The 22,888-nt window shown below is 55.9% G+C and carries 20 protein-coding genes; 12 read left to right on the top strand and 8 right to left on the bottom strand.

Going from position 1 to position 22,888, the window contains the following annotated elements; all coding sequences use genetic code 11:
• Nucleotides 1–62: 62 nt before the first annotated feature.
• Both BEN30_RS09855 and BEN30_RS09850 read right to left on the bottom strand, forming a co-directional pair.
• Nucleotides 63–494 (bottom strand): hypothetical protein, encoded by a 432-nt coding sequence (locus BEN30_RS09855; RefSeq protein ID WP_069958183.1) that lies wholly within the window; start codon nt 492–494, stop codon nt 63–65.
• 195 nt (nt 495–689) lie between these two features.
• On the bottom strand, nt 690–938 hold the full coding sequence (locus tag BEN30_RS09850; RefSeq protein ID WP_139134960.1) for a hypothetical protein: 249 nt from the start codon (nt 936–938) through the stop codon (nt 690–692).
• A 228-nt stretch (nt 939–1,166) separates the two neighbouring features.
• On the opposite strand from BEN30_RS09850, the gene BEN30_RS18335 reads away from it, so the two are divergent.
• Entirely contained in the window at nt 1,167–1,544 is a 378-nt protein-coding gene (locus BEN30_RS18335) for a hypothetical protein (protein ID WP_139134959.1), read from the top strand.
• A 75-nt stretch (nt 1,545–1,619) separates the two neighbouring features.
• Here the strand turns inward: BEN30_RS18335 and gatB are convergent, their stop codons facing one another.
• From gatB to BEN30_RS09825, 4 genes are all read right to left on the bottom strand, one after another.
• The gene (gene gatB, locus BEN30_RS09840) at nt 1,620–3,077 is read right to left on the bottom strand and encodes an Asp-tRNA(Asn)/Glu-tRNA(Gln) amidotransferase subunit GatB (RefSeq protein ID WP_069958180.1); all 1,458 of its coding nucleotides are present in this window, start codon (nt 3,075–3,077) and stop codon (nt 1,620–1,622) included.
• Nucleotides 3,074–4,564 carry an Asp-tRNA(Asn)/Glu-tRNA(Gln) amidotransferase subunit GatA gene (gene gatA / locus BEN30_RS09835; protein ID WP_069958179.1) on the bottom strand — a complete coding sequence of 497 codons (1,491 nt, stop codon included), beginning with the start codon at nt 4,562–4,564 and terminating at the stop codon, nt 3,074–3,076. The genes gatB and gatA overlap by 4 nt, the downstream gene beginning before the upstream one ends.
• A gap of 3 nt (nt 4,565–4,567) precedes the next feature.
• Complete coding sequence (gene gatC, locus BEN30_RS09830; RefSeq protein WP_069958178.1) at nt 4,568–4,855, bottom strand: Asp-tRNA(Asn)/Glu-tRNA(Gln) amidotransferase subunit GatC; 288 nt, start codon at nt 4,853–4,855, stop codon at nt 4,568–4,570.
• 110 nt (nt 4,856–4,965) lie between these two features.
• Complete coding sequence (locus BEN30_RS09825; RefSeq protein WP_170827016.1) at nt 4,966–5,823, bottom strand: SH3 domain-containing protein; 858 nt, start codon at nt 5,821–5,823, stop codon at nt 4,966–4,968.
• Between the two features lie 87 nt (nt 5,824–5,910).
• Here BEN30_RS09825 and ruvX point away from each other — a divergent pair, with 87 nt between their 5' ends.
• The 5 genes from ruvX to plsY all read left to right on the top strand — a co-directional run bounded on the left by ruvX (nt 5,911) and on the right by plsY (nt 10,478).
• Nucleotides 5,911–6,390, top strand: a complete 480-nt coding sequence (gene ruvX, locus BEN30_RS09820; RefSeq protein ID WP_069958176.1) for a Holliday junction resolvase RuvX — start codon at nt 5,911–5,913, stop codon at nt 6,388–6,390.
• On the top strand, nt 6,391–7,311 hold the full coding sequence (locus BEN30_RS09815; protein WP_069958175.1) for an AEC family transporter: 921 nt from the start codon (nt 6,391–6,393) through the stop codon (nt 7,309–7,311). It begins immediately after the preceding gene.
• A 59-nt stretch (nt 7,312–7,370) separates the two neighbouring features.
• Nucleotides 7,371–8,381 (top strand): aspartate carbamoyltransferase catalytic subunit, encoded by a 1,011-nt coding sequence (locus BEN30_RS09810; protein ID WP_069958174.1) that lies wholly within the window; start codon nt 7,371–7,373, stop codon nt 8,379–8,381.
• On the top strand, nt 8,378–9,691 hold the full coding sequence (gene pyrC / locus BEN30_RS09805) for a dihydroorotase (RefSeq protein ID WP_069958173.1): 1,314 nt from the start codon (nt 8,378–8,380) through the stop codon (nt 9,689–9,691). Before BEN30_RS09810 ends, pyrC begins: the two co-directional genes overlap by 4 nt.
• A 169-nt stretch (nt 9,692–9,860) precedes the next feature.
• The gene (plsY, locus tag BEN30_RS09800; protein ID WP_069958172.1) at nt 9,861–10,478 is read left to right on the top strand and encodes a glycerol-3-phosphate 1-O-acyltransferase PlsY; all 618 of its coding nucleotides are present in this window, start codon (nt 9,861–9,863) and stop codon (nt 10,476–10,478) included.
• Between the two features lie 120 nt (nt 10,479–10,598).
• Here the strand turns inward: plsY and BEN30_RS09795 are convergent, their stop codons facing one another.
• Entirely contained in the window at nt 10,599–11,501 is a 903-nt protein-coding gene (locus tag BEN30_RS09795; RefSeq protein WP_069958171.1) for a DUF6602 domain-containing protein, read from the bottom strand.
• Nucleotides 11,502–11,762: 261 nt separating this feature from the next.
• Here BEN30_RS09795 and dprA point away from each other — a divergent pair, with 261 nt between their 5' ends.
• The 5 genes from dprA to rpmG all read left to right on the top strand — a co-directional run bounded on the left by dprA (nt 11,763) and on the right by rpmG (nt 19,964).
• Complete coding sequence (gene dprA, locus BEN30_RS09790) at nt 11,763–12,866, top strand: DNA-processing protein DprA (RefSeq protein ID WP_069958170.1); 1,104 nt, start codon at nt 11,763–11,765, stop codon at nt 12,864–12,866.
• Nucleotides 12,867–12,891: 25 nt separating this feature from the next.
• Nucleotides 12,892–15,555: a type I DNA topoisomerase gene (topA, locus tag BEN30_RS09785; protein WP_069958169.1), complete on the top strand. Its 2,664-nt coding sequence runs from the start codon at nt 12,892–12,894 to the stop codon at nt 15,553–15,555.
• Nucleotides 15,556–15,564: 9 nt separating this feature from the next.
• Complete coding sequence (gene rnr, locus BEN30_RS09780; RefSeq protein WP_069958168.1) at nt 15,565–17,901, top strand: ribonuclease R; 2,337 nt, start codon at nt 15,565–15,567, stop codon at nt 17,899–17,901.
• Nucleotides 17,902–17,987: 86 nt separating this feature from the next.
• Nucleotides 17,988–19,700: a S41 family peptidase gene (locus BEN30_RS09775; RefSeq protein WP_069958167.1), complete on the top strand. Its 1,713-nt coding sequence runs from the start codon at nt 17,988–17,990 to the stop codon at nt 19,698–19,700.
• 96 nt (nt 19,701–19,796) lie between these two features.
• Nucleotides 19,797–19,964 carry a 50S ribosomal protein L33 gene (gene rpmG / locus BEN30_RS09770; RefSeq protein WP_069958166.1) on the top strand — a complete coding sequence of 56 codons (168 nt, stop codon included), beginning with the start codon at nt 19,797–19,799 and terminating at the stop codon, nt 19,962–19,964.
• Between the two features lie 195 nt (nt 19,965–20,159).
• Here the strand turns inward: rpmG and BEN30_RS09765 are convergent, their stop codons facing one another.
• On the bottom strand, nt 20,160–20,525 hold the full coding sequence (locus tag BEN30_RS09765; RefSeq protein ID WP_069958165.1) for a response regulator: 366 nt from the start codon (nt 20,523–20,525) through the stop codon (nt 20,160–20,162).
• Between the two features lie 760 nt (nt 20,526–21,285).
• On the opposite strand from BEN30_RS09765, the gene BEN30_RS09755 reads away from it, so the two are divergent.
• Nucleotides 21,286–22,888: HAMP domain-containing protein (locus BEN30_RS09755; RefSeq protein WP_139134957.1), on the top strand; the 1,603-nt coding region annotated here is incomplete at its 3' end.

Here is a 22,888-nt window from a genome sequence, read left to right as displayed (position 1 = left end):
GGCAAAGAAAAACCCGCCCCTCATATGAGAAGCGGGTTTTTTTCATGAGGGGCAAAATTGGATCACTTACCCATATTTTGTTCTTGAATCTTCATGCGTTTTTCTTCGAAGCCTTTTTGCAGCTCTTGCATTTTTTCGCTGTGCGTCATCTGCAGCTTTTGGCGTTCTTCAGGTGTTTTGGCAGTTTGCATGCCTTTTTGCATGTCTTCATTCAGCATTTGCACTTCTTTTTGATGCTCTTCGTTGAGCGTCTTCATCTCGTTGTGCATTTTTTCAGATTTGGCGCGATGTTCTTCGGCCTCTTTCTTCATATCTTCGTGACGCTTTTCAGCCGCCATACGCTGTTCTTCAGCCTTCTTTTTCATCTCGGCAGCCTTATCGCCATCGGCGTGGGCCAAGCCAAAATCAAAGCCGGAATGCGACACCAATGCCGGTGCACACAAGAACGCGGTGCTGAGCGCCGCCACAGAAATCAGTTTTGTCATTTTTGACATGGATTTATTACTCCTCCCTAAGAATGAATCAAAAGTATGCTAGCACAACCATTGGCAAAAGGAACGCCCTTCGCCAACCGCCCCATCACGACCGTCATTTAGGCAACAACAACAGTGTGGTAGCGGCTCGGAGAGCCTGCAATGGGGGTGGTCTCAATGGCGAAACGCTTGTCCATTTTGCCCTGATTGCCCAATCTATTTTTTATGCTCTTGGCGTTGCATTTTCTTTTCATCGATCTTCAGCTTCTTCGCTTCTTTTTCTTTTTTCTTTTCTTCGCGTTGCATCTTTTTGGCTTCTTTTTGACCCTTCATTTCGTCGCGCTGCTGGATTTTCTCTTTGTGCTTTTCTTCGGCCTTCATTTTCATCTCTTTGGCCTTGTCACCATCCGCATGGGCTAAACCAAGATCAAAACCAGGATGAGAAACCAGCGCCGGGGCGCACAAAAATGCGCTGCTGAGCGCAACAACAGAAAAAACTTTTACCAGTTTCGACATGAATTTTAGCCTCTCCAAAAATGAACTGAATTCATATTATCACAGCCAAAGACAATTGGAATGACCTTCGGGTGTAACGCATTGCACGTTCGTTTTTCTCATGATTGCAGACAGATAACCCCTCGTGTAGATTTTTGCGTCACGTGCAAGAACAACCCAAAATCAAGGTGAAAAGTGATGACATCCTTTTGCAAATCCCTGGCGTTAAGCGCCATAACGTTCACAAGCTTAACCGGAGCAACATGGGCATTGGACGGCTATCCCCCCGCCCTGCAAAACCAGTTTAACGGCTGGTGCACGGGCCAAGGCTATACGGCGCAAATTTGCAGTTGCGCGGTGTCCAAGGCTGCCATTGAAATTCCCACCGTCGCCATGACCTCGTACCTCGCCGCCGCAGAAGGCTCGGCGGCGGCGACCGTCTCCACCGGCGTCGGGGCAACGGCCGTACAAATCATCACCACCTGTTCCGCCTCAACTTCCGGCGGGTCAGTTGCAGGGGCAGCAGCCACGGCGGGAGCGATCGGGGCTGCCGGGGCGAGCTTTTTTGGCAAATAATTTGCGCCAATCACCAAAAACCCGCTGCTCAGGAGAGCAGCGGGTTTTTGCATTTTCGGATGACACCAAACAACCTTAGTTGTCCAGTTTGTCCTTAAGCAGCTTGTTCACCTGGCCCGGATTGGCTTTGCCCTGGGTCGATTTCATGACTTGGCCGACAAACCAGCCGAGGATTTTTTCGTTGCCGCCTTTGTATTGGGCCACTTGCGCGGTGCCTGCCGCAATCGCGGCGTCCACCGCAGCTTCGATGGCACCGGTGTCGGTGATCTGCTTCAAGCCCTTGTCTTCGACGATTTTTTCCGGGCTGTCGCCGGTTTCCAACATCGCTTCAAAGACATCTTTGGCGATCTTTGTGGAAATCGTTTCATCCACAATCAAGCCCAACAGCTTGCCCAAGTCGACGGCGGAAATCGGACTGTCGCTGATGCCCACACCGCGATCTGAGAGCACTGCAAACAGATTGTTGATGACCCAGTTCGCGGCCATTTTTGCATCCCGGCCTTCGGCCACGGCTTCGAAGTACATGGCGGTGTCTTTTTCCGCCACCAACACGCCTGCATCATAAGGCGACAGGCCAAACACGTTGATGTAACGGTCTTTGCGCTCGTCCGGCAGTTCCGGCAAGGTGGCCTTGATTTCCGCCACCAAATCATCGCTGAACACCAACGGTAGCAAGTCAGGATCGGGGAAATAACGGTAATCATGGGCGTGTTCTTTGGACCGCATGGACCGGGTCACACCCTTTTGAGAATCGAACAGGCGGGTTTCCTGCACCACTTCACCACCACCGTCATAGATGGCGACCTGACGGGCAGCTTCATATTCGATGGCTTGCATGGCAAAACGCACCGAGTTGACGTTCTTGGTTTCCGCCCGCGTGCGCAGTTCGGTTGAGCCCACCGGGCGCACCGAAACGTTCACGTCACAACGCATGGACCCTTGGTCCATGTTGCCGTCACAGGTTTCCAAGTAGCGCACGATGGAGCGCAGCTTGCGCAGATACGCGCCCGCTTCTTCCGGTGAACGCATATCGGGATCAGAAACGATTTCCATCAACGCCACACCGGTGCGGTTCAAATCGATGAACGTGCGGGTGGGGTCTTGGTCGTGCAAGGATTTGCCCGCGTCCTGTTCCAAGTGCAGACGTTCGATCCCCACTTCGCGCGACGTGCCGTCGGCCAAGTCCAAGATGATGGTGCCCGGCCCGACGATGGGCTGGTCGGCCTGGGAAATCTGATAGCCCTGGGGCAAATCGGCGTAAAAATAATTCTTCCGTGCAAACACCGACTTGGTGTTGATCTTGGCCTTCAGGCCCAAGCCAGTTTTGATGGCTTGGCGCACGCACTGTTCGTTAATCACGGGCAGCATGCCGGGCATGGCGGCGTCAACCAACGACACCTGGGTGTTGGGTTCAGCGCCAAAATCAGTGGCAGCGCCGGAAAAAAGCTTGGCATTGGAAATCACCTGACAGTGCACTTCCAGTCCGATCACGACTTCCCAATCGCCCGTTTCACCTTTGAGGATGTAACTCATGATGAGGCTCCCGTAACGGCCTTAAGATTCAAACCGGCGGCCTTTTCCAAAGCTGCGCCGACGTTCAGCACCGTGCCCTCATCAAAACTGCGTCCGATCACTTGCAGGCCCAACGGCAGCCCGGTGGAAGAGAACCCCGCCGGAACCGACATGCCGGGCAAACCCGCCAACGAGGTGGGCACCGTGAACACGTCGTTCAAATACATGGCAACTGGGTCTTCTTGTTTTTCACCCAGGGCAAACGCGGCGCTGGGGGCGGTTGGCGTCAAAATCGCATCAACGCTTTCGAAGGCGGTCTTAAAATCGTTGCTGATCAAGGTGCGAACCTTTTGCGCTTTGATATAATAGGCGTCGTAATACCCCGACGACAGCGCATAGGTGCCGATCAAGATGCGGCGCTGAACTTCTTCGCCAAAGCCGGCGCCACGGGTGTTCATGTACATGTCGTCCAAGCTGTCGCCCGGCACGCGCAGGCCATAGCGCACGCCGTCATAGCGCGCCAGGTTTGCAGACGCCTCCGCAGGGGCGACGATGTAATAGGTCGCCAGCGCATATTTGGTGTGCGGCAGGGAGACCTCTTTGATGATGCAGCCCGCGTCTTTTAGCCAGGCGATGCCCTGATCCCACAAGGCTTGGATTTCCGGATCCATGCCGTCCATTTTGTATTCTTTAGGAATACCAATGGTGAGGCCCTTCACGTCGCCCGTCATCAGGGCTTCGAAGTCCGGCACGGGCAAGGGGGCTGAGGTGCTGTCTTTGGGATCATGACCCGCCATGGCACCCAACATGATGGCCGCGTCCTGCACCGTTTTGGTCATCGGACCTGCCTGATCCAACGAAGAGGCAAACGCCACCACGCCCCACCGCGAACAGCGCCCATAGGTGGGTTTCAGCCCCACAATGCCGCAAAAGCTGGCGGGCTGGCGGATAGAACCACCGGTGTCGGTGCCCGTTGCGGCCATAGCCAAACCACCCGCAACGGCGGCAGCAGACCCGCCGCTTGAACCGCCGGGAACCAAGTCTTTGCCCTGATTTGGGCCACTGGTGGCTTTCCACGGGTTTTTCACAGGGCCGTAGTAAGACGTAATGTTGGCCGAACCCATGGCGAATTCGTCCAGGTTCGATTTGCCCAGCATCACCGCCCCGGCAGAGCGCAAATTGGCGGATACGGTCGATTCATACGGCGGCACAAAGCCGTCCAGAATGTGACTGCCGGCAGTCGTCAACACGCCTTCGGTGCAAAACAGGTCTTTCATGGCGATGGGAATGCCGTCCATCGCGCCCATGGCATCGCCTTTGGCGCGCCGCGCGTCCGATTCCCGAGCGCGTTCCAAAGCCACGTCCGGCGTTTCGGTGATGTAGGCGTTCATATCGCGCCCAGCCTGAATGGCCTGGATGTAAACTTCGGTCAGCTCAGCTGCGGAAAATTCACCGCGGGCAAGGCCGTCGCGGGCCGACGCAATGTTCAATTCGTTCAACTTTGACATGACCTACTCCACCACTTTGGGAACGGCAAAGAACCCGTCTTCGCTGTCCGGTGCGTTTTTGAGCACCGCCGCTTGGCAATTGCCATCGGTGACCGCATCTTTGCGTTGAGGCAGCACAACGTCCGACACCGACGCCATCGGCTCAACGCCGTCGGTATCGAGTTCTTGGAGTTGCTCAATCCAGTTCAGGATGGAGGAAAGCTCCCCCGCCAGCGGTTCCAACTTGTCGTCGGCGACGCGCATACGAGCGAGGTAAGCAATATTTTTAACGGTGTCCTTATCGAGGGACATGAATGGCCGTCCTTAATCGAAAGTCAAAGGGAGATGAGAGGGCGGAAAGTAACACCCGCATGCGCGCTCCGCAAGCACTGAGCGCAAACGTTTTCGCGACGATTTGAGGCTTATTGAGGCTTTTTCAGCAACAAATCCCAGGCCGCTTCGGTCCAACTGGCGACCGACGCTTCCAAGGCTTGGGTCAAAGCGTCTTTAATGTTCTTGGTTTTAAAGGTTTGCACCTTAAGCGGTTTGGCGTAGCGCGGCAGGGAATGCCCCTCAAAGGTCATCACCCCGGTTTTGGGATGATAGAGGAAACGGGTGGACAAAAACTCTTCCATTCCGTCACCGATAGACCGCACATCCAGGTCGATCAGATGAAACCCTGTGTCCATATCCACCGGAGATTCGGTGAGAAACATGTGGGCATAAAACAGATTGGCACCAACCTGATTGGCGCAGCGAAAACGGACTTCGTAATCGGAGGTGACAAAATCGTCGCCTTCAACCGGAACCTTGCCTTCGAATCGAAAGCGATAGTCGCACGCGATACCGTTTTTTTTGTTTGGGGACATATAAGAGCCAAAAAACTGCTCCCCCAAGGTGCCATCAACCACCGGAACCAAGATCGGCGTATAGACAAAGCCCAGCGTTTCGCCGTCTTTGCTGATGGCCGTCCAAGTGGGATCTTGAGCCCGACCGATGGCGCGCACCCGATCCCCCGCTTTCAGACCCGCAATCCGCTCAAAGTCGGTGCCCGGTCCGGACCGTACGTTGACGTCATCGTTGACTTCAAACAGGCCCGCCATTGGCACGACCTCTTGGTCCATCACCGTCACGGTTTCAATCTCATCGCTGGCAGCGGGAAGTTCGATTTTAAAATCAGAGGGGGCTTCGTCCAGCTCATCGGTCTGCGCATGCACCGACGAAGATGACGCCAACACGGCGCAAATCAAGAACACAGCGGGGATTGCTTTCGTCATCATGACCCTTTCATGCCCTTTCCTTTGCGCCATGGCAAGATCGACTTCATCCGCGTATGCTGTCACTACATAGAAATATTTTGGTGAGATATGGCGATTTTCAACATCAATGCGTTACAAGGCACGCTCAGGCGCGGCGAAAAGCTGATGGGCTTGGACTTGGGCTCTAAAACCATCGGCTTGGCGTTATCGGACACCTTGTTGTCCATTGCCAGCCCGCTGGAAACCATCCAACGCACCAAGTTCACCAAGGACGCGTTGCGCATCGAAGAGCTGATCCGCATCCATGAAGTCGGCGCTCTGGTGATGGGCATGCCGCTCAACATGGACGGCACAGAAGGCCCCCGGTGCCAATCGACTCGCGATTTTATCACCAATTTTCAACACCGCCTCGATATCCCCATCGCGCTCTGGGACGAGCGTCTGTCCACCTCGGCGGTTGAACGCATGCTGGTGAACGACGTCGACATGACCCGCAAGCGCCGCGGCGAAGTGATCGACAAACTGGCCGCCACCTATATCCTCCAAGGGGCGCTGGATGCGCTTGCCTACCAAAAGCGAGACACATAAATGTTTGTTGTTTTTCAAGCCATCGCCCCTGTGTTTTTGTTGATTTTGATGGGTTACGGGGTGCGCCGCATGGGCTGGCTGGAGGCCGCGTTTTGGCCGTCGGCGGAGCGGCTCACCTATTATGTATTTTTCCCCGCCCTGCTCATCGCCAGCACCGCCCGGGCCGATTTGTCCAGTGGTCAAGTGGGCGGGATCGCCGCAACCCTGTTTATCACCACGCTGATCGTCGCCGTACTGGCTTTGGTGTTAAAGCCTTTTCTCAGCCCCACCAACGCCGCCTTCACATCGTGTTTTCAAGGGGCCATTCGCCCCAATACCTACATCGCCATGGTGCCGGCCTTTTTGTTTTGGGGCGACGAAGGCGTGGCGATGATCTCCATCGCCGTGCTGGCGGTGGTGCCGTTGGTCAACGTGCTCAGCGTGACGGTTTTGGTGATTTGGGGCGAAGGCCATAAGGGGGCTAGGACGCCCGGGCGGGCGGTTAAGGAAGTCATACGCAATCCGCTGATCATCGCGTGTGCGGTGGGTTTTGGCCTCAACGCCTTAAATCTGGGCCTGCCGCCCGTCATTATGCCGTTGCTGGATATTTTGGGCCGCGCCGCCCTGCCCGTCGCCTTGATGGCGGTGGGCGCGGGGCTTGATTTCCCCGATCTGCTGACCAACCGCGTACTGGCTGGCAAAACGGTACTGCTCAAACTGCTGATTCTCCCCGCCATCGCCTGGGGACTGGCCGACGCATTTGGCCTTGAAGGTCAAGCGTTCCAAGCGACCATTTTGTACGCCGCCTTGCCCATGTCCGCCTCATCGTATGTTTTGGCCCGCGAAATGGGTGGCGACGCCCCACTGGCCGCTGGCATCATCACCGCCAGCACGCTCGCAGCGATCCTCACCTTAACGGTGTGGATTGTTTATGCTGGATAATTGCAATTTCCCCCGTTCGCACGCTTGCGCGTCAGATACGGCCAGAGTATAGTGCGCCCATGTCAAAGACACCCTTTGATTCCTCCGTATTTCCGTTGCGCCACCTGTTGGGCATCGAAGGGCTTTCGCCTCTCGACATCACCCTGTTGCTGGATCGCGCAAATGAGTACGTCGAGCTCAACAGATCCGTAGGCGGCAAGCTCGATACCTTGAGCGGGCGCACGGTGATCAACCTGTTTTTCGAATCCTCCACCCGCACGCGCACGTCGTTTGAACTGGCGGGAAAACGCCTGGGCGCCGACGTCATCAACATGTCGGTTTCCACCAGTTCGATCAAAAAGGGCGAAACCCTGATCGACACCGCCATGACCTTGAACGCCATGCACCCCGACGTGTTGGTGGTGCGCCATGGATCGTCGGGCGCGGTCAAGTTGCTCAGCGAAAAGGTCAACTGCGCGGTTATCAACGCGGGCGACGGCAGCCACGAACACCCCACCCAAGCACTTTTGGACGCGCTCACCATCCGCAGGCGCAAAGGCCGCATCGATGGTCTGCAAGTGGCCATCTGCGGTGACATTTTGCATTCCCGGGTTGCGCGCTCCAACATTCACCTGCTCAACGTCATGGGCGCCCGGGTGCGCCTGATCGCACCCAAAACGCTGCTGCCCGCCCAGGCCGAGCGGTTGGGCACCGAAGTGTTTTATGACATGAAGGCGGGTTTGAAAGACTGTGACATCGTCATGATGCTGCGTCTGCAAACCGAGCGCATGCAGTCCAACTTCTTCCCCACGGTGCGCGAGTATTATCACTTCTTTGGTTTGGACTACACCAAGCTGGAAGCCGCCAAGCCCGATGCCTTGATCATGCACCCCGGCCCCATGAACCGGGGCGTGGAAATCGCGTCCGACGTCGCCGACGACATCGGACGCAGCGCCATCCGCGAACAAGTGGAAATGGGCGTTGGTGTGCGCATGGCGTGCCTGGAAGTGCTGAGCCTGAACCTGGCCGCCGAACGCCCCGTTGCCGACCCCAATGACAGCCCCGTTATCGATCAGGGGGAGCACGCATGATTTACAACCCCACCCCGCCTGAAAAGACTCACGCCGAAAACCGCGTTGCCTACGTCAATGCGCGTCTGCTGGACCCGGCCACCGGGTTGGACGCCATGGGCGGCGTGCTCACCCAAGGGGAACGTATTGTCGAGGCGGGCGCCGGGCTGTTCACAAAAGACATCCCTGAAGACGCCTCCATCATCGATTGTCGCGGCCAGTGTCTATGCCCCGGTCTGGTCGATATTCGCATCCAAATCAGCGGCAAGGACTTCGCCAACGTCGGTGCCTCGGCGGTGGCGGGCGGGGTGACCACCGCGGTGTGTCTGCCCAACACCACCCCGGTGATCGATGACCGCTCGGTGGTGGAATTTGTCGCCCGCGCGGCGCGCAAGGCCGGGCTGGTGAAAATTTATCCCTACGGTGCCATCACCAAGGGCTTGGCCGGCGAAGAACTGGCCGAAATGGGCATGCTGGCCGAAAGCGGCGCGGTGGCCTTTACCGACGGCACCAGCGCCGTCAGCAACGCCCGCACCATGGCCCAGGCGCTGTTATACGCCTCGACGTTTGGCTTGATGCTGGTGCAGCACCCCGAAGAACCGACCTTGGCCCACGAAGGCGTGATGAATTCCGGCGAAACCGCCACCCGCTTGGGCCTTTCAGGTCTGCCCAAAGAAGCCGAGTTGATCATCATCGAACGCGACCTGCGTTTGGCCCAAATGACCGGCGGGCGGCTGCACATCGCCCACGTGTCCACCGCCGAAAGCCTGGATTTGATCCGCGCCGCCAAGGACCGGGGCCTCACCGTCACCTGCGACACCGCACCGCCCTACTTTGCCTTGAACGAAACCGCGGTGGGCGATTACCGCACCTTCGCCAAGCTGTCGCCGCCGTTGCGCAGCGAAGCGGACCGCGAAGCCATCGTCGAAGGCTTGAAAGACGGCACCATCGACGCCATTGCGTCTGATCACACGCCCAAAAGCGAAGACACCAAACGCTTGCCGTTTGCCGACGCCGCGTACGGGGGCGTGGGCATGGAAACCTTGCTGCCCATCACCTTGGAGCTGGTGCACAACGGCCATATGGGATTGCTGGAAGCTTTGGGCCTGATCACCCAGCACCCGGCGGAATTGCTGGGGCTGCCCGCGGGTCGCCTAAAAGCGGGCGCGGCGGCGGACTTCATCGTCTTTGATCCTAACCGGGGCTGGAAAGTCTCCGATACTGAGCTCAACTCCAAAGCCAAGAACACTCCGTTCGATGGCCGTCCGGTCCAGGGACGCGTGCTCAAAACCGTCATCGATGGCCGTTTGGTCTTCGATCTGGAAGGGTGATATTATCTCTCCTTTGTCATTGCGAGCGCCATCAGGCGCGTGGCAATTCAGAAATTTCACCACAGAGGACACGAAGTCCACAGAGGTTTTTGGATGGCAAAGTGGTGACCTGAAGCCTAAACTCTCCGTGTTCTTTGTGAACTCCCAAGTCAATCAAGGTCTTGCCTAAATGAACGAAACATTTCTGATCCACGCGCTGGCCGGGCTTGGCGGATATCTGCTTGGCGCGGTGCCGTTTGGCATCGTCATTGCGCGGCTGTTCGGCTTGGGCGACTTGCGCCAAATCGGTTCGGGCAACATCGGTGCCACCAACGTTTTGCGCACCGGCAACAAATTTGCCGCCGTGCTCACGTTGCTTTTGGATTCCGGCAAGGGCGCCATTGCCGTGGGACTGACCTTTCTGCTGACACCCGAACCCCAAGCCGCCCACGCCATGCTGGCGGCGGGCTTTTGGGCGGTGATCGGCCACAACTTTCCCATCTGGCTGAAATTCAAAGGCGGCAAAGGCGTCGCCACCACCTTGGGCGTGTTGCTCGCCACCGCGTGGCCGGTGGGGCTGGCCGCCATCGCCACCTGGCTCGCCACCGCCGCCATATTCCGCTACAGCTCGCTCGCCGCCCTCATCGCACTCGCCGCCGCCCCCGCCTATGCGTGGTATTTTGCCACCCCGCAGCACGCCATCCTGGCCGGACTTCTAGCCGTGCTTGCATGGGCCCGCCATCATGAAAACATCCGCCGCTTGATGCGGGGCGAAGAAACCAAGATTGGCAAAAAGAAAACGGTCTAGTCCTTGACGTAAGCACAAAACCGTTCTGCTTTGGCCTACAGTGCAGCCGTCATTTTCATCCACTTGAACGTCTATTTTTTTGGCAGAAGCAGACAATTTCCTCGACGGCAGAAATTGAGATTATGTTGGCTCAAACCCGGTGGCACCCATCCCGTGAAAGCTGGAAATTCGCCCAACTTCATATGTTCCTTGCATCATAGCTATGATGTCAAAACCAAATTCCGAAAAATATGGCTCAGTCCACAGTAACATTGCTAAAAAGTGAAGATTATCCGTAATCTTCACAGATTTCGTCATCCCCATGTTGGGCAATGATGACTTGTCCTTGCCGATGCAACTCTCAGTAGGAGTCTCAGAACGAAGTATAGATAATTTGCCTGTTATGTCCTTCGTGTGACCCTCACCGCGCAAAATCATCCCTCCGAAGAACCCGCGCAATTCTAGGCCTTTAACTAAATTGCTTAAAGCCTTTTCACTAAACTGATGCACTTGTTGCAAATTGAAAAACACCACTCCGCAACAGAAGTTTTCCGAAAGATGAAGCTTGTATTTGTCTTGAGGGTCATCAAGACTATCCATTAGAGGGCGCAGCTCTGTCAGATGCTCGATAGCCTCATGAACCGTGGACGATGAAAAATTAGATTTGACCTCAAGAACGCAGCGGACATATTCCACCGGAATTGCAAGGGAGCGGCCTTGCGGTGTAACGTCAGGAGAGTCTTCAAACCAAAGAATTGGCGATTCAAGCTGGTCGTAGATGATTACGTCGAAGTGTGGGGTCTTCTGAGTGCTTTTAAGCCCAGGTGAAACGATGTACCCAGAGGTGACGCCGTAACGTTTGGGAAGAAAACTTGATAGCCATTTTCTTAACTCCGCCTCCGCAACTCTGCCGTGAGAGGTTTCCACCTGTTGCGTTTTAGCCTTTACACGTGCTCTATCGTAAGCATCAAGCATCTCCTTTTTTGATGTTAGAAACTGTTTCCATCCCTGAACAGGAAATTCGATTTTAAGTTTATTTGGCATCGTCCAGATACACCTATCATTCAACTTGCGTGAAACAACAAAGGAAGCTTATCCCGTCCGGGTAGAATGGACCAGAATTCATCTAGGAGATTAGGAGCAGAATGGCCTCACTTCGATCTAACCGTCGAGATCGCGCCCAATATCTACTCTGGTTCACAAGTAGACATATTCACAACTTCAATATTTCATCTCCAAAGCTCCCCCCCTTGACCTCATCCCCATAATTGCGCACCATCTCGCTCATGATGAGAGGGGCTGCGCATGTCACCACCTAAAAACGAGGCTTTGGACTGGTTGCGGCTGATTCGCAGTCAGAATGTTGGGCCGATGACCTTTTATAAGCTTTTGGAACGTTTTGGCAGCGCCAAGGCGGCGTTAGACGCTTTGCCGGATTTGGCCAAGCGGGGTGGTGCAAAGGCCTTTGTGGCGCACCCCAAAGCCGCCGCTGAGCGGGAGATCGAGGCTCTGGAAAAGCTCGGCGGGCGCTTGGTGTTGCGCACGGACGAGCACTTTCCGCCGCTGTTGTCTCAAGTGGAAGACGCGCCGCCCTTGATCAGCGTTTTGGGTCATCCGCATTTGTTGAAAAAGCGCACCGTGGCCGTGGTGGGGGCGCGCAACGCGTCGCTCAGCGGGAAAAACTTTGCCCGCAAAATCTCCGCCGATTTGGGCGCGGCCGGGTTTTTGGTGGCGTCGGGCATGGCCCGGGGGCTGGACGCGGCGGCCCACCAAGGGGCCATGGACAGCGGCACCGTTGCAGTGCTGGGCGGCGGCGTGGATGTGGTTTACCCACGCGAAAACGAAGCGCTTTATGAAGAACTTTGCCAACGCGGTGCGATCCTGTCCGAGGTCGAGTTGGGCACCAAGCCACAAGCGCGCCATTTTCCCCGGCGCAACCGCATCATATCAGGCATGGCGCGGGCCACCATTGTGGTCGAGGCTTCGCTGCATTCCGGTTCGCTGATCACCGCACGCATGGCCTTGGAACAGGGTCGTGAAGTGTGTGCCGTTCCGGGCAGTCCCAGCGACCCGCGCGCTGCGGGATGCAATAAATTGATCAAAGACGGCGCCAACCTGACACAAAATGCACAAGATGTTTTGGACGTCTTATTACCCATTCTAAACAGCCCCTTATCGGAGCCTAAGCGTTTGGATTTTAAGGAAAAAACACCATCTCAACCCAGTGATGCGGAGCTTGATCGCGCACGGGCCTCGATACAAGAAATGCTGTCACCTGCTCCAGTTACTGTTGACGAACTGGTCCGTAACTGCCAATTCTCCCCTGCGGCGGTCGCGCTGGTGCTTTTGGAATTAGAGCTCGCAGGCCGTCTGGAACGACACCCCGGCAACCGGGTGTCTCTTATATAATACGTCAGAATTGGCATAGAGCTGCATGCACGTCGTCGTCGTCGAATCGCCCGCAAAGGCAAAGACCATCAACAAATACCTTGGACCCGAGTTCAAGGTGCTCGCCAGTTATGGCCACATCCGCGACCTGCCGTCGAAGGACGGATCGGTGCGCCCCGATGAAGACTTCGCCATGGATTGGGAAATCGATGCCCGGTCCGCCAAACAAGTTAAGGAAATTGCCGACGCCATGAAGGGCGCCGACGGTTTGTACCTGGCGACTGACCCGGATCGTGAAGGGGAAGCCATCGCTTGGCATGTGCGCGAAGTTCTCGACAAGAAAAAGCTGCTCAAAGACAAAACGGTCAAACGCGTGGTCTTCAACGAGATCACCAAAACCGCCATCTTGGAAGCCTTCAGCCATCCCCGTGAACTGGACGACGAGCTGGTCGATGCCTATATGGCGCGCCGCGCGTTGGATTATCTGGTCGGCTTCACGCTGAGCCCGGTGTTGTGGCGCAAGCTGCCCGGTTCGCGTTCGGCGGGCCGCGTGCAATCGGTGGCGCTGCGCTTGCTGTGCGAACGCGAAACCGAAATCGAAGCCTTCCGCCCGCAAGAATACTGGTCCGTTGACAGCCAGTTCGACACCGGCAAAGGCATCTTAGTGCAAGCGCACCTGACCCATTTGAACGGCGACAAGCTCGACAAGATGAGCCTGAAAACCGAAGCGGACGCAAAGCGCGCCCAAGCCGCCATTGAAAGCGGGCCGTTTTCCGTCGCCAAGATCGAAAAGAAAAAGACCCGGCGCAACCCACCGCCGCCGTTCACCACCTCGACATTGCAGCAAGATGCGGCGCGCAAGCTCCACTTTTCCGCGAAAAAAACCATGCAAGTGGCGCAGCGCCTGTATGAAGGCGTCAACATCGGCGGCGAAACCGTGGGTTTGATCACCTACATGCGTACCGACGGCGTCACCATGGCGGGCGAAGCGATGCACGCGTGTCGGGCCTTGATCAGCAAAAGCTATGGTGAGGCCTACCTGCCCGACCAGCCCCGGGTCTACAAAACCAAAGCCAAAAACGCCCAGGAAGCGCACGAAGCCATCCGCCCCACCGATGTGACGCGCAAACCCAAAGATATGAGCGGCCACTTAGACGCCGACCAAATGAAGCTTTACGACTTGATCTGGAAGCGCACCTTGGCGTGCCAGATGGAGCCCGTGGTCTTGGACCAAGTCGCCGTCGACATCGCTCAGGCCGAGCACACCGTGGTGATGCGCGCCACCGGATCGATGATCGCCTTTGACGGTTTTTACCGGGTCTATTCCGAAGCCCGCGACGACGACGTTGTTACCGATGACAATGACAGTGAAGACGGTCGTATTTTGCCCGACATGACCGAAGGCCAAGCGTTGAAGCTGAACGAAGTTTTGCCCGAACAGCACTTCACCCAGCCGCCGCCGCGCTTTTCCGAAGCCAGTTTGGTGAAAAAGCTTGAGGAATTGGGCATCGGGCGGCCGTCGACCTATGCGTCGATCATTTCCGTGCTGCAAGATCGCAACTATGTCACGCTGGACAAGCGCCGCTTTTTCCCCGAAGACCGGGGCCGCTTGGTCACCACCTTCCTCACCAGCTTTTTTGAGCGCTACGTCGAATACGGCTTCACCGCCGATTTGGAAGAAAAGCTCGACGATATTTCCGGCGGGCGGATTGCCTGGAAAACGGTGTTGGAAGAATTCTGGCGCAATTTCTCGGCAGCGGTCGAAGGCATCAAAGAACTGCGCGTGCGCGAAGTTCTGGACACGTTGGATGAAGTCCTGGCGCCGCACTTTTTCCCCGCACCGGAAAACGAAAATGATGCGGACCCCCGCAAATGCCCAACCTGCGGGGACGGCAGACTGTCCTTGAAGTTGGGCAAGTTCGGCGCGTTTATCGGCTGTTCGCATTATCCCGAATGCCGCTTTACCCGGCCCTTGGTTTCGCCCGGCAATGGCGACGGCGATCCAGCCATCGCAGAACTGGAAAGCGGGCCTAAGGTTTTGGGCACCGATCCTGCTACCAATTTGGAAGTGAGCCTGCGCAAAGGGCCTTACGGCGTTTATGTGCAATTGGGCGACATTGATCCGGAAGATAAAAAATTCAAGCCCAAGCGCTCATCCTTGCCCACCGGCGAAAGCCCTGCGGAGTTGACGTTTGAACGCGCACTGGGACTGTTGAGCTTGCCGCGCAAAATCGGCCCGCACCCCGAAGACCAACAGATGATCTCCGCCGGCATGGGCCGCTTTGGTCCTTATTTGCAATACGCCGGTATGTACGTATCGCTGAAAGAAGACGACCCGGTGCATGTTGGGCTGAACCGCGCGGTGACCTTGATCGCCGAAAGCGGTAAATCCCCGCCCTTAGAAGTCGGCAAACACCCCGATGACAAAAAGCCCATCTTGCTGAAAGTCGGGCGTTGGGGTCCGTTCATCACCCACGGCCGCGACCGCGCCAACTTGCCCAAGGATTTGGACAAGGACAATCTGACGCTGGAAAAAGCCATCGAACTCATCAACGCCAAGGCCAAGCCGAAAAAGGCGCCCAAAAAGGCTGCTGAGAAAAAGCCTGCGGCGAAAAAACCAGCGGCAAAAAAACCGGCTGCGAAAAAAACTGCAGCAAAAAAGAAACCCGCCGCAAAGAAAAAAGCAGCGTCTGAGGAAGCCACCAGCTAAGCTGGACCCATGACACAGAAAACTTTTCACGTTTCGCCGTTCCCCACGAACGAACAGATCCTCGAATTTATCAAGGACAGCCCCGGTCGCGTCGGCAAGCGCGAGATCGCGCGCGCCTTTCAATTGGATGCGGATCAAAAACTGCAGCTGAAAAAAGTCCTGAAAAAGCTCAAGGACGACGGTCTGCTGTCGTCAACCCGCAAGCGTTTGGCCGACCCGGCGGCTCTGCCCCCGGTCACGGTGGTGGAAGTCAACGCCACCGACATCGACGGCGAGCTGTTGGGCCGCCCCGTGGTTTGGGAATCCGAGCTGGCCCCGCCGGTCATATATATGGCTCCTGTACGCCGTGGACAAGGCGCGCTGGGCGTCGGCGACCGGGTGCTGGCGCGCATGGTCCGCATCGACGACACCGAAGACGGACACCCCGCCTATGAAGCCAGCTGCATTCGTCGCCTGGAACACGCGCCCAGCGACGTGTTGGGTGTGTACAAACTGGACAACGCCGGTCATGGACGGTTGCGTTCGACCGATCGCCGTCACCGCGACGAATATGTGGTTCTCGACACCGGAGGCCTCACCGTTGAAGAGGGCGATTTGGTCCGCGCGGAAATTTTGCCGGGCAAAAAACTGGGCTTGCGCCAAGTTAAACTGCGCGAAAAAATCAAACGCACAGGCGCTCAGGCCATCACCCAGATCGCCATTTATGACCGCTCCATTCCCGTTGAATTCACCGACGAAGCCGTCGCCCAAGCCCGCGCGGCAGGGCCTGCCGTTTTGGGCAAGCGGGAAGACCTACGCGACACGGCGCTCATCACCATCGATGGCGAAGATGCGCGCGATTTTGACGACGCGGTGTTTGCCGAACCTGACGATGATCCCAACAATCCAGGCGGCTGGCACCTGATCGTCGCCATTGCCGACGTTAGCTGGTATGTGCGTCCCAACGACGCCCTGGACCAGTGCGCCTATCAGCGCGGCAATTCCGTATACTTCCCCGACCGGGTGGTGCCGATGTTGCCCGAAGAGCTGTCCAACGGCTGGTGCTCGTTGCGCCCCGATGAAGAGCGTCCGTGCATTGCCGCACATATGTGGATCGACGCCCATGGCGTGCTCAGGCGGCATAAGTTCGTCCGTGGCCTGATGAAATCGGTGGCGCGCACCACCTACACGCAGATTCAGCAAGCCCGCGACGGCCAGCCCGATGATCTGACCCGGCCCTTGGTGGATACCATCATCACGCCCCTGTACGGCGCGTTTAAATCGCTTTTGAAAGCCCGTGAACAACGTGGCGTGCTGGAACTGGACTTGGCCGAACGCCAGATCGTTCTGGCCGAAGACGGCACCGTCGAAAAAGTGATCGAACGCGCCCGCTTTGATTCCCACAAACTGATCGAAGAATTCATGGTGCTGGCCAACGTGGCGGCTGCGGAAGCCTTGGAAAGCAAGAGCCAGCCGTGCATGTACCGCGTCCACGACGAACCGTCCCAAGAAAAACTGGCGAGCTTGCGGGAATTTTTGGAAACCGTCGACATCCCCTTCGCCAAGGGCCAAGTGGTGCGCGCCAGTCACTTCAACCAGATCCTGGCCAAGGTGAAAGACACCGCCAACAGCCACATGGTCAGCGAAGTGGTGCTGCGCTCCCAAGCCCAAGCCGTTTACAGCCCCAACAACTTAGGCCACTTCGGCCTGGCGTTGAGACGCTATTGCCACTTCACTTCACCGATCCGGCGCTATTCCGATCTTTTGGTCCACCGCGCTCTGGTAAAGGGATTCAAATTGGGCGACGGTGGCTTGGAAGACGGCCACAGAGATTTCGTCGATATGGGCGAGCATCTGTCCACCGCCGAGCGCAACGCCGCTGCCGCCGAACGCGATGCGGTGGATCGTTTCACCGCCCTTTATCTGGCCGACAAAGTCGGAACGCTATTTAAAGGGCGCATCAATGGCGTCACCCGTTTTGGTGTGTTTGTCACCCTTGATGACACCGGCGCAGACGGTTTGGTGCCGATCCGCAGCCTGGGCGAAGACTTTTTTGTCCACGACGAACACAGCCACACCTTGTGGGGCCGGGAAACCGGCTATGAGTACCGCTTGGGCGACAAGGTTGAAGTGATGATCATGGAATCCGACCCCATTTCGGGTTCAACATTGTTTAAGATCACCCAAGGCGGCAGCCAAGGTAAAATCCGCCCCGATGGGCGTGGCAAGGGTCGATTTGCAAAAGGCGGCCCCAATGCGGGCCGACCATCTGGTGCCCCTTCAGGCCGCCCCACTGGCCGTCCGGCAAAACCCAAAAAGCCCAAGGGCAAATCACGGGCTTCGCGTCGCAAGGCCAAACAGCCTTAAAAGCCCCTCCCCTATTTCACGCTAAACACGTGTGAATACGAAACAAATTGGTGACGAATCGTCAAAAATAGACGATTATTTCCACTATGGGTGCCGATACAAACAAACGGGCGCGGCCCTTCACGGCCGTAATTTTTGGCGTCGCATGGATCGCAGCGTTGGCTGGATGTGCGCCCAATGAACGCACGTCTAATCCTCAAAACAAACTTATCGTCAGCACCATTGGTTTTGAATCCGATGACCATAGCCTTGGTGAAAGCTTTCGCTACGACGATGCCTACACCATGATCCGCGCCGGTCTCAGGGGCATCACCCAGCGCTACCTCGACCCCGTAGAAATGGATGCATTGGCATTGGACGGCATCCGCGGATTGGCCACCATTGACCCAAACCTCTCCTTGGTAGAGAAAGATAGCCTCATCTCTCTGAACCTCGGCAATAAGACGATCGCGGACTTTCCCCGCCCCATCGCCGAAGACAGCGAAGATGAAGCGGCGGACTGGGCGGATTTGACCGTCGACATCATCCGCGCTGCACGCTCAACGTCAACAGAACTGCAAGAGGCCGATAACGAGCACACCTATGAAGCGGTCTTCGACGGCATGTTGTCGGGTCTGGATGGCTTTTCACGCTACGCGGGGACACAACAAGCCTCTGCCAACCGGGCGCGCCGGGATGGTTTTGGCGGCATTGGCATCCGCTTCGCCAAATCCACGGACGCCATCTTCATCACCCATGTGCAAAAAGACAGCCCCGCCGATTCCGTGGGACTACATCCGGGTGACGTCATTTCCTCAATCAATACCGAGGACGTTTCCGGGTGGTCGCTACGTCAAGTCGCCCAGCTTCTCCGTGGCCCGGTGGGCAGCGCCCTCACCCTGCATATCGTGCGTGCCAGTACGGACAAGGCCTACCAGGACCGCAACATCAGCTTCAACCTGAGCCGGGCGCACATCGTTCCCCAAACGGTGCGCAGCCATGTCGAAGACGACATGCTGAAAATCGTGGTGACAAGCTTCAACAAAAGAACCGCGCCCGACGTGCGTGAAACGCTCCGCACTTATCAAGGGGCTCTAAAAAGCGGCCGCATCAAAGGATTGGTTTTGGACTTACGCGGCAACCCCGGCGGGCTCCTCACGCAATCTGTCGAAGTGGCTGATTTGTTTCTCGATTCAGGTCTGATCATCGCCACCCGGGGCCGACATCCCGACAGCTTCCACGACTACCTGGCCAATGGACATGACGTCATCAACGGTATGCCCTTGGTGATTTTGCTGGATGGCGACAGCGCCTCTGCCGCTGAAATCGTCGCCAGCGCTTTGCAAGACCTTGGACGCGCCGTGGTGATCGGTTCGTCTTCCTACGGTAAAGGCACTGTGCAGACGGTCATTCGCTTGCCCAATAACGGGGAAATGACCTTAACCTGGTCGCGGCTGGTATCGCCATCGGGATACGCGCTGCATGGCCTGGGCGTGATGCCCGCCGTGTGCGCAACGAATGCGACCGTCAAAGGGGCCGCCAACACGCCAACACGCCCCCAGGACGGGGAATTAGGCCCCATCTTGGCCTTTGCCCACATCGACAGCCAACACACCGCCATGACGGCTTGGCGCGCGGCAGGCATGATCTTTGACGGGCGACGCTCTGGTTTGCGCGATTCCTGCCCATCAAAGGTTTTTCAACCCGGCAAGAACGGTGATTTGTTGATGGAACTGGCGGCCCAGGTCATTCATGACCCGATATTGTACCATCATGCATTGGTGGTGCCTGAGCCCATCAACACGGCTTTTAAAAATTAATTCCAACTTAAGCTCAGGATAGTCTTGACATCAGCCCCTATGTCCGTATTTTACGCCGCTTATACGTATTCATGAATATCGAGCGGAGCAAGAGACATGGCCAAGCCGGCTACCATCCTGATCAAGCTGGTCAGCACCGCTGACACAGGTTATTACTATGTGACCAAGAAGAACCCGCGCAACACGACCGAGAAGCTCGAACTTCGAAAGTACGACCCGGTTGTGCGTAAGCACGTTGTCTTCAAGGAAGCCAAAATCAAATAAGGCTTCTTCAGCACCAGGAATACAAAACGCGCCCTCAACGGGGCGCGTTTTTGTTTGGAACGGCAATAGGTCAGTGTATTTTGGGGGGCGGCGTGTTTTGGAGCTTAACGTGCACGGTCCTGAAAACCGAGGCACAAATCCAGCCCCAAGTCCAAGCTCAGGCCCAGAGAAGAGAACTGTCCTTACAAAAGGATGTTACCCCAAGAATTTAGACAGCGTTTCAAGAAAATTCGGAACAGAAATCGGTTTTGCGATATAGCCTTCGCAGCCGCCTTCGCGAATTTTTTCTTCATCACCCTTCATGGCAAAAGCCGTAACGGCGATTACCGGAATGTGCTTCAGCTCATCATCCGCCTTGAGCATTTTCGTGATCTCAAGACCGGAAATTTCCGGCAACTGAATATCCATCAAGATGAGGTCCGGTTTGTGTTCCCGCGCTAAGTTGAGCGCGTCACGACCGTCCTTGGTTTGCACGGTTTCATAACCGTGAGCCTGCAGAAGATCATTGAAGAGCTTCATGTTCAGTTCGTTGTCTTCAACAATCAGGATGGTCTTGGCCATGGTCTTTCCTTAGATTTCGAGGCTCCAAATTCTGGTACGCCTCAGAACGATCCGATTTGATCTTAAATTCCCGCTATTGGAGAACCCCTCACACTCCTGATGATGGATCATTCCGAACAGCAAGTCAAACACCTCAAGCACATAAAATATAGCAGGATTTTCCCACTGCACAAAGAATCTCTCCATCCCATTCGTATAAAAAAATTGGCCGTCATGCAAGCTGACGGCCAAGTTGGCATTTGGGAAACGATTACGAGAAAACATAAAGGCCTTGGTCAATAGCCAATTGGTGTGCTCAGCACCATCGGATCAACCATGCCCAGCGACATCAACAGCAAGGAAACGGCAAGTCCAAAAGCTTTAATCGTTGTCATGAGACTTCCTTACATATCCTGAAAATCAACCGTTTTTAAGGTGACCCAGCAAAAGCTTTGGGGCGCGAACAAGGTGATTTTCACCATTTTTGCCTTCCAGGTCTGTGATATCCGTCACTCCGTCGAGCAAAGTTGAGACAAAAATTCGTAAAAAAAATCAGTGGAAGCAACTGACTATGCCGAGGCGACCCGTAAATTAGAATGATTCCCAAAGATAAAGATTGAGAATCCCCTCTAACCGGACAAAAATCCCACTACGTGGGCGCCACCCTAATCTATTTGTGTGAAACCTGTTTCCGATTATAATTGGAGACGGCCAGCTTTCTATCATGATGGTGCTTCTCAGTTATCGTATCCCCTAAGGATAATAAATCCGGGAGTTCACCTTGCTAAAATCCCTCAGTGCCAAAATCATCGCTGCTACTGTTTTGTTGATCACCATCAGTTTTGCAGCAGATTTCATCATCGCAACCAGCATCAATTCGACCCTTAACAGCGAAACCGCGGCGCTCACCCAGCGCATGCAAGGGGCTATTGAAGATAAAGATGTGATGATCCGCACGCTGCTTGGCGAAAACTTAACAACGGCTGAGCAAAACCTCGCCGCAGAGCAAGCCAAATCCATCGCCGTAAACACCTTGCACACAGAACAGACGCGCAAATTTTTGGAAGGGACCCGCAACGGCATCGCCGCATCGAGCCTGACGCTGATTAAAAACGCCATGATGATGGGCGAAGCCGCCAGTGCCCAAGACATGATGGATACGCTTCTTGAAAATCCCGATATTTATGCCATCAACCTGTGGCGCATTTCAGGGGAACTGTCGTTTCGCGACAACAAAACCATTGATGAAATCAACAAACTGGCTGGCGATGAGGCGTTTCCGCCCCGCGACCCCAAAAAACCGATCTTGATTGCGGAAGGTGGACGCGCCGACACCCTTAAAAAAGTTGTCGAGACCCGCACCAGCGGATTGGTCTCCACCGGCGAAATAGAAAAAGATGACGGCACCAGTGAACCCGTAGAATATGCCTATTATCTTCTGGAAAATGAAGAAAACTGCCAAGGTTGTCATGGTGAAACAACCCGCCCGCGCGGTGTTTTGGAAGTGGCCGTGTCGCGCGCAAATCTCATCGCTTTGGAGCACGAGGCCGAACAGAATCTGAGCAAAATGGAAGCTCTGCAGGCGCAGGAAGACGCAAAGCTGAAACAAAAAAATGCGGATAACGCCCAATCCGTAAATGCCCAGACTGAATCCTTAACCGCAGACGTCGCCCAAGGGCAAATGCGTGTGGCAGATGCCCAGTCGAGCGCCTCAACCTTGTCGATCCTGTCCAAAATCGGCTTTTTCATAATCACCGTCGGCGTGCTGTTTTGGGCCCTCAACACACTTCTTACCAAGCCTATCAAAGCCATGACCGATGTCATGGGGCGTCTGGCTCATGGTCATCTGGACGCCGAGGTTCCGGCCATCGGACGCGATGATGAAATCGGCCTGATGGCCGATGCCGTGCAGGTCTTTAAGGAAAACGCCATCGAGGTGAAGCGACTTGAATCGGTCCATGCCGACGCGGAGCGTCACGCCCGACAAGAAAAAGCCCGAGCCATGCAAGATATGGCCAATGCCTTCGAAAGCAGCGTGGGGGCTGTGGTGCAGGCGGTGGGCAAGGCCGCCAACGGCATGGCGACATCCGCTGCAGGTTTGGCACAAACTGCTGAACGCACTTCAGAACGGTCACAAACCGTTACCAACGCCGCCGAACAGGCCTCTTCCAATGTCGGAACCGTGGCCGCATCGGCTGAAGAACTGTCTGCCGCCATTACGGAAATTTCCCGCCAAGTTTCGCAATCGACCACCATCGCCAACGAAGCCGTTTCGGAAATTCACACCACCAATTCAAAGGTTCTTGGGCTTGCCAACGCCGCAGATCGCATTGGAGAGGTTGTCGCCCTGATCACGGACATTGCCGATCAAACCAATCTCTTGG

The organism is Magnetovibrio blakemorei, assembly GCF_001746755.1.
In the GTDB taxonomy this organism is placed as follows: Bacteria; Pseudomonadota; Alphaproteobacteria; order Rhodospirillales; family Magnetovibrionaceae; genus Magnetovibrio; species Magnetovibrio blakemorei.
Note: the sequence above shows the minus strand (reverse complement) of the source record. Positions and strands in the feature narration are given on the sequence as shown.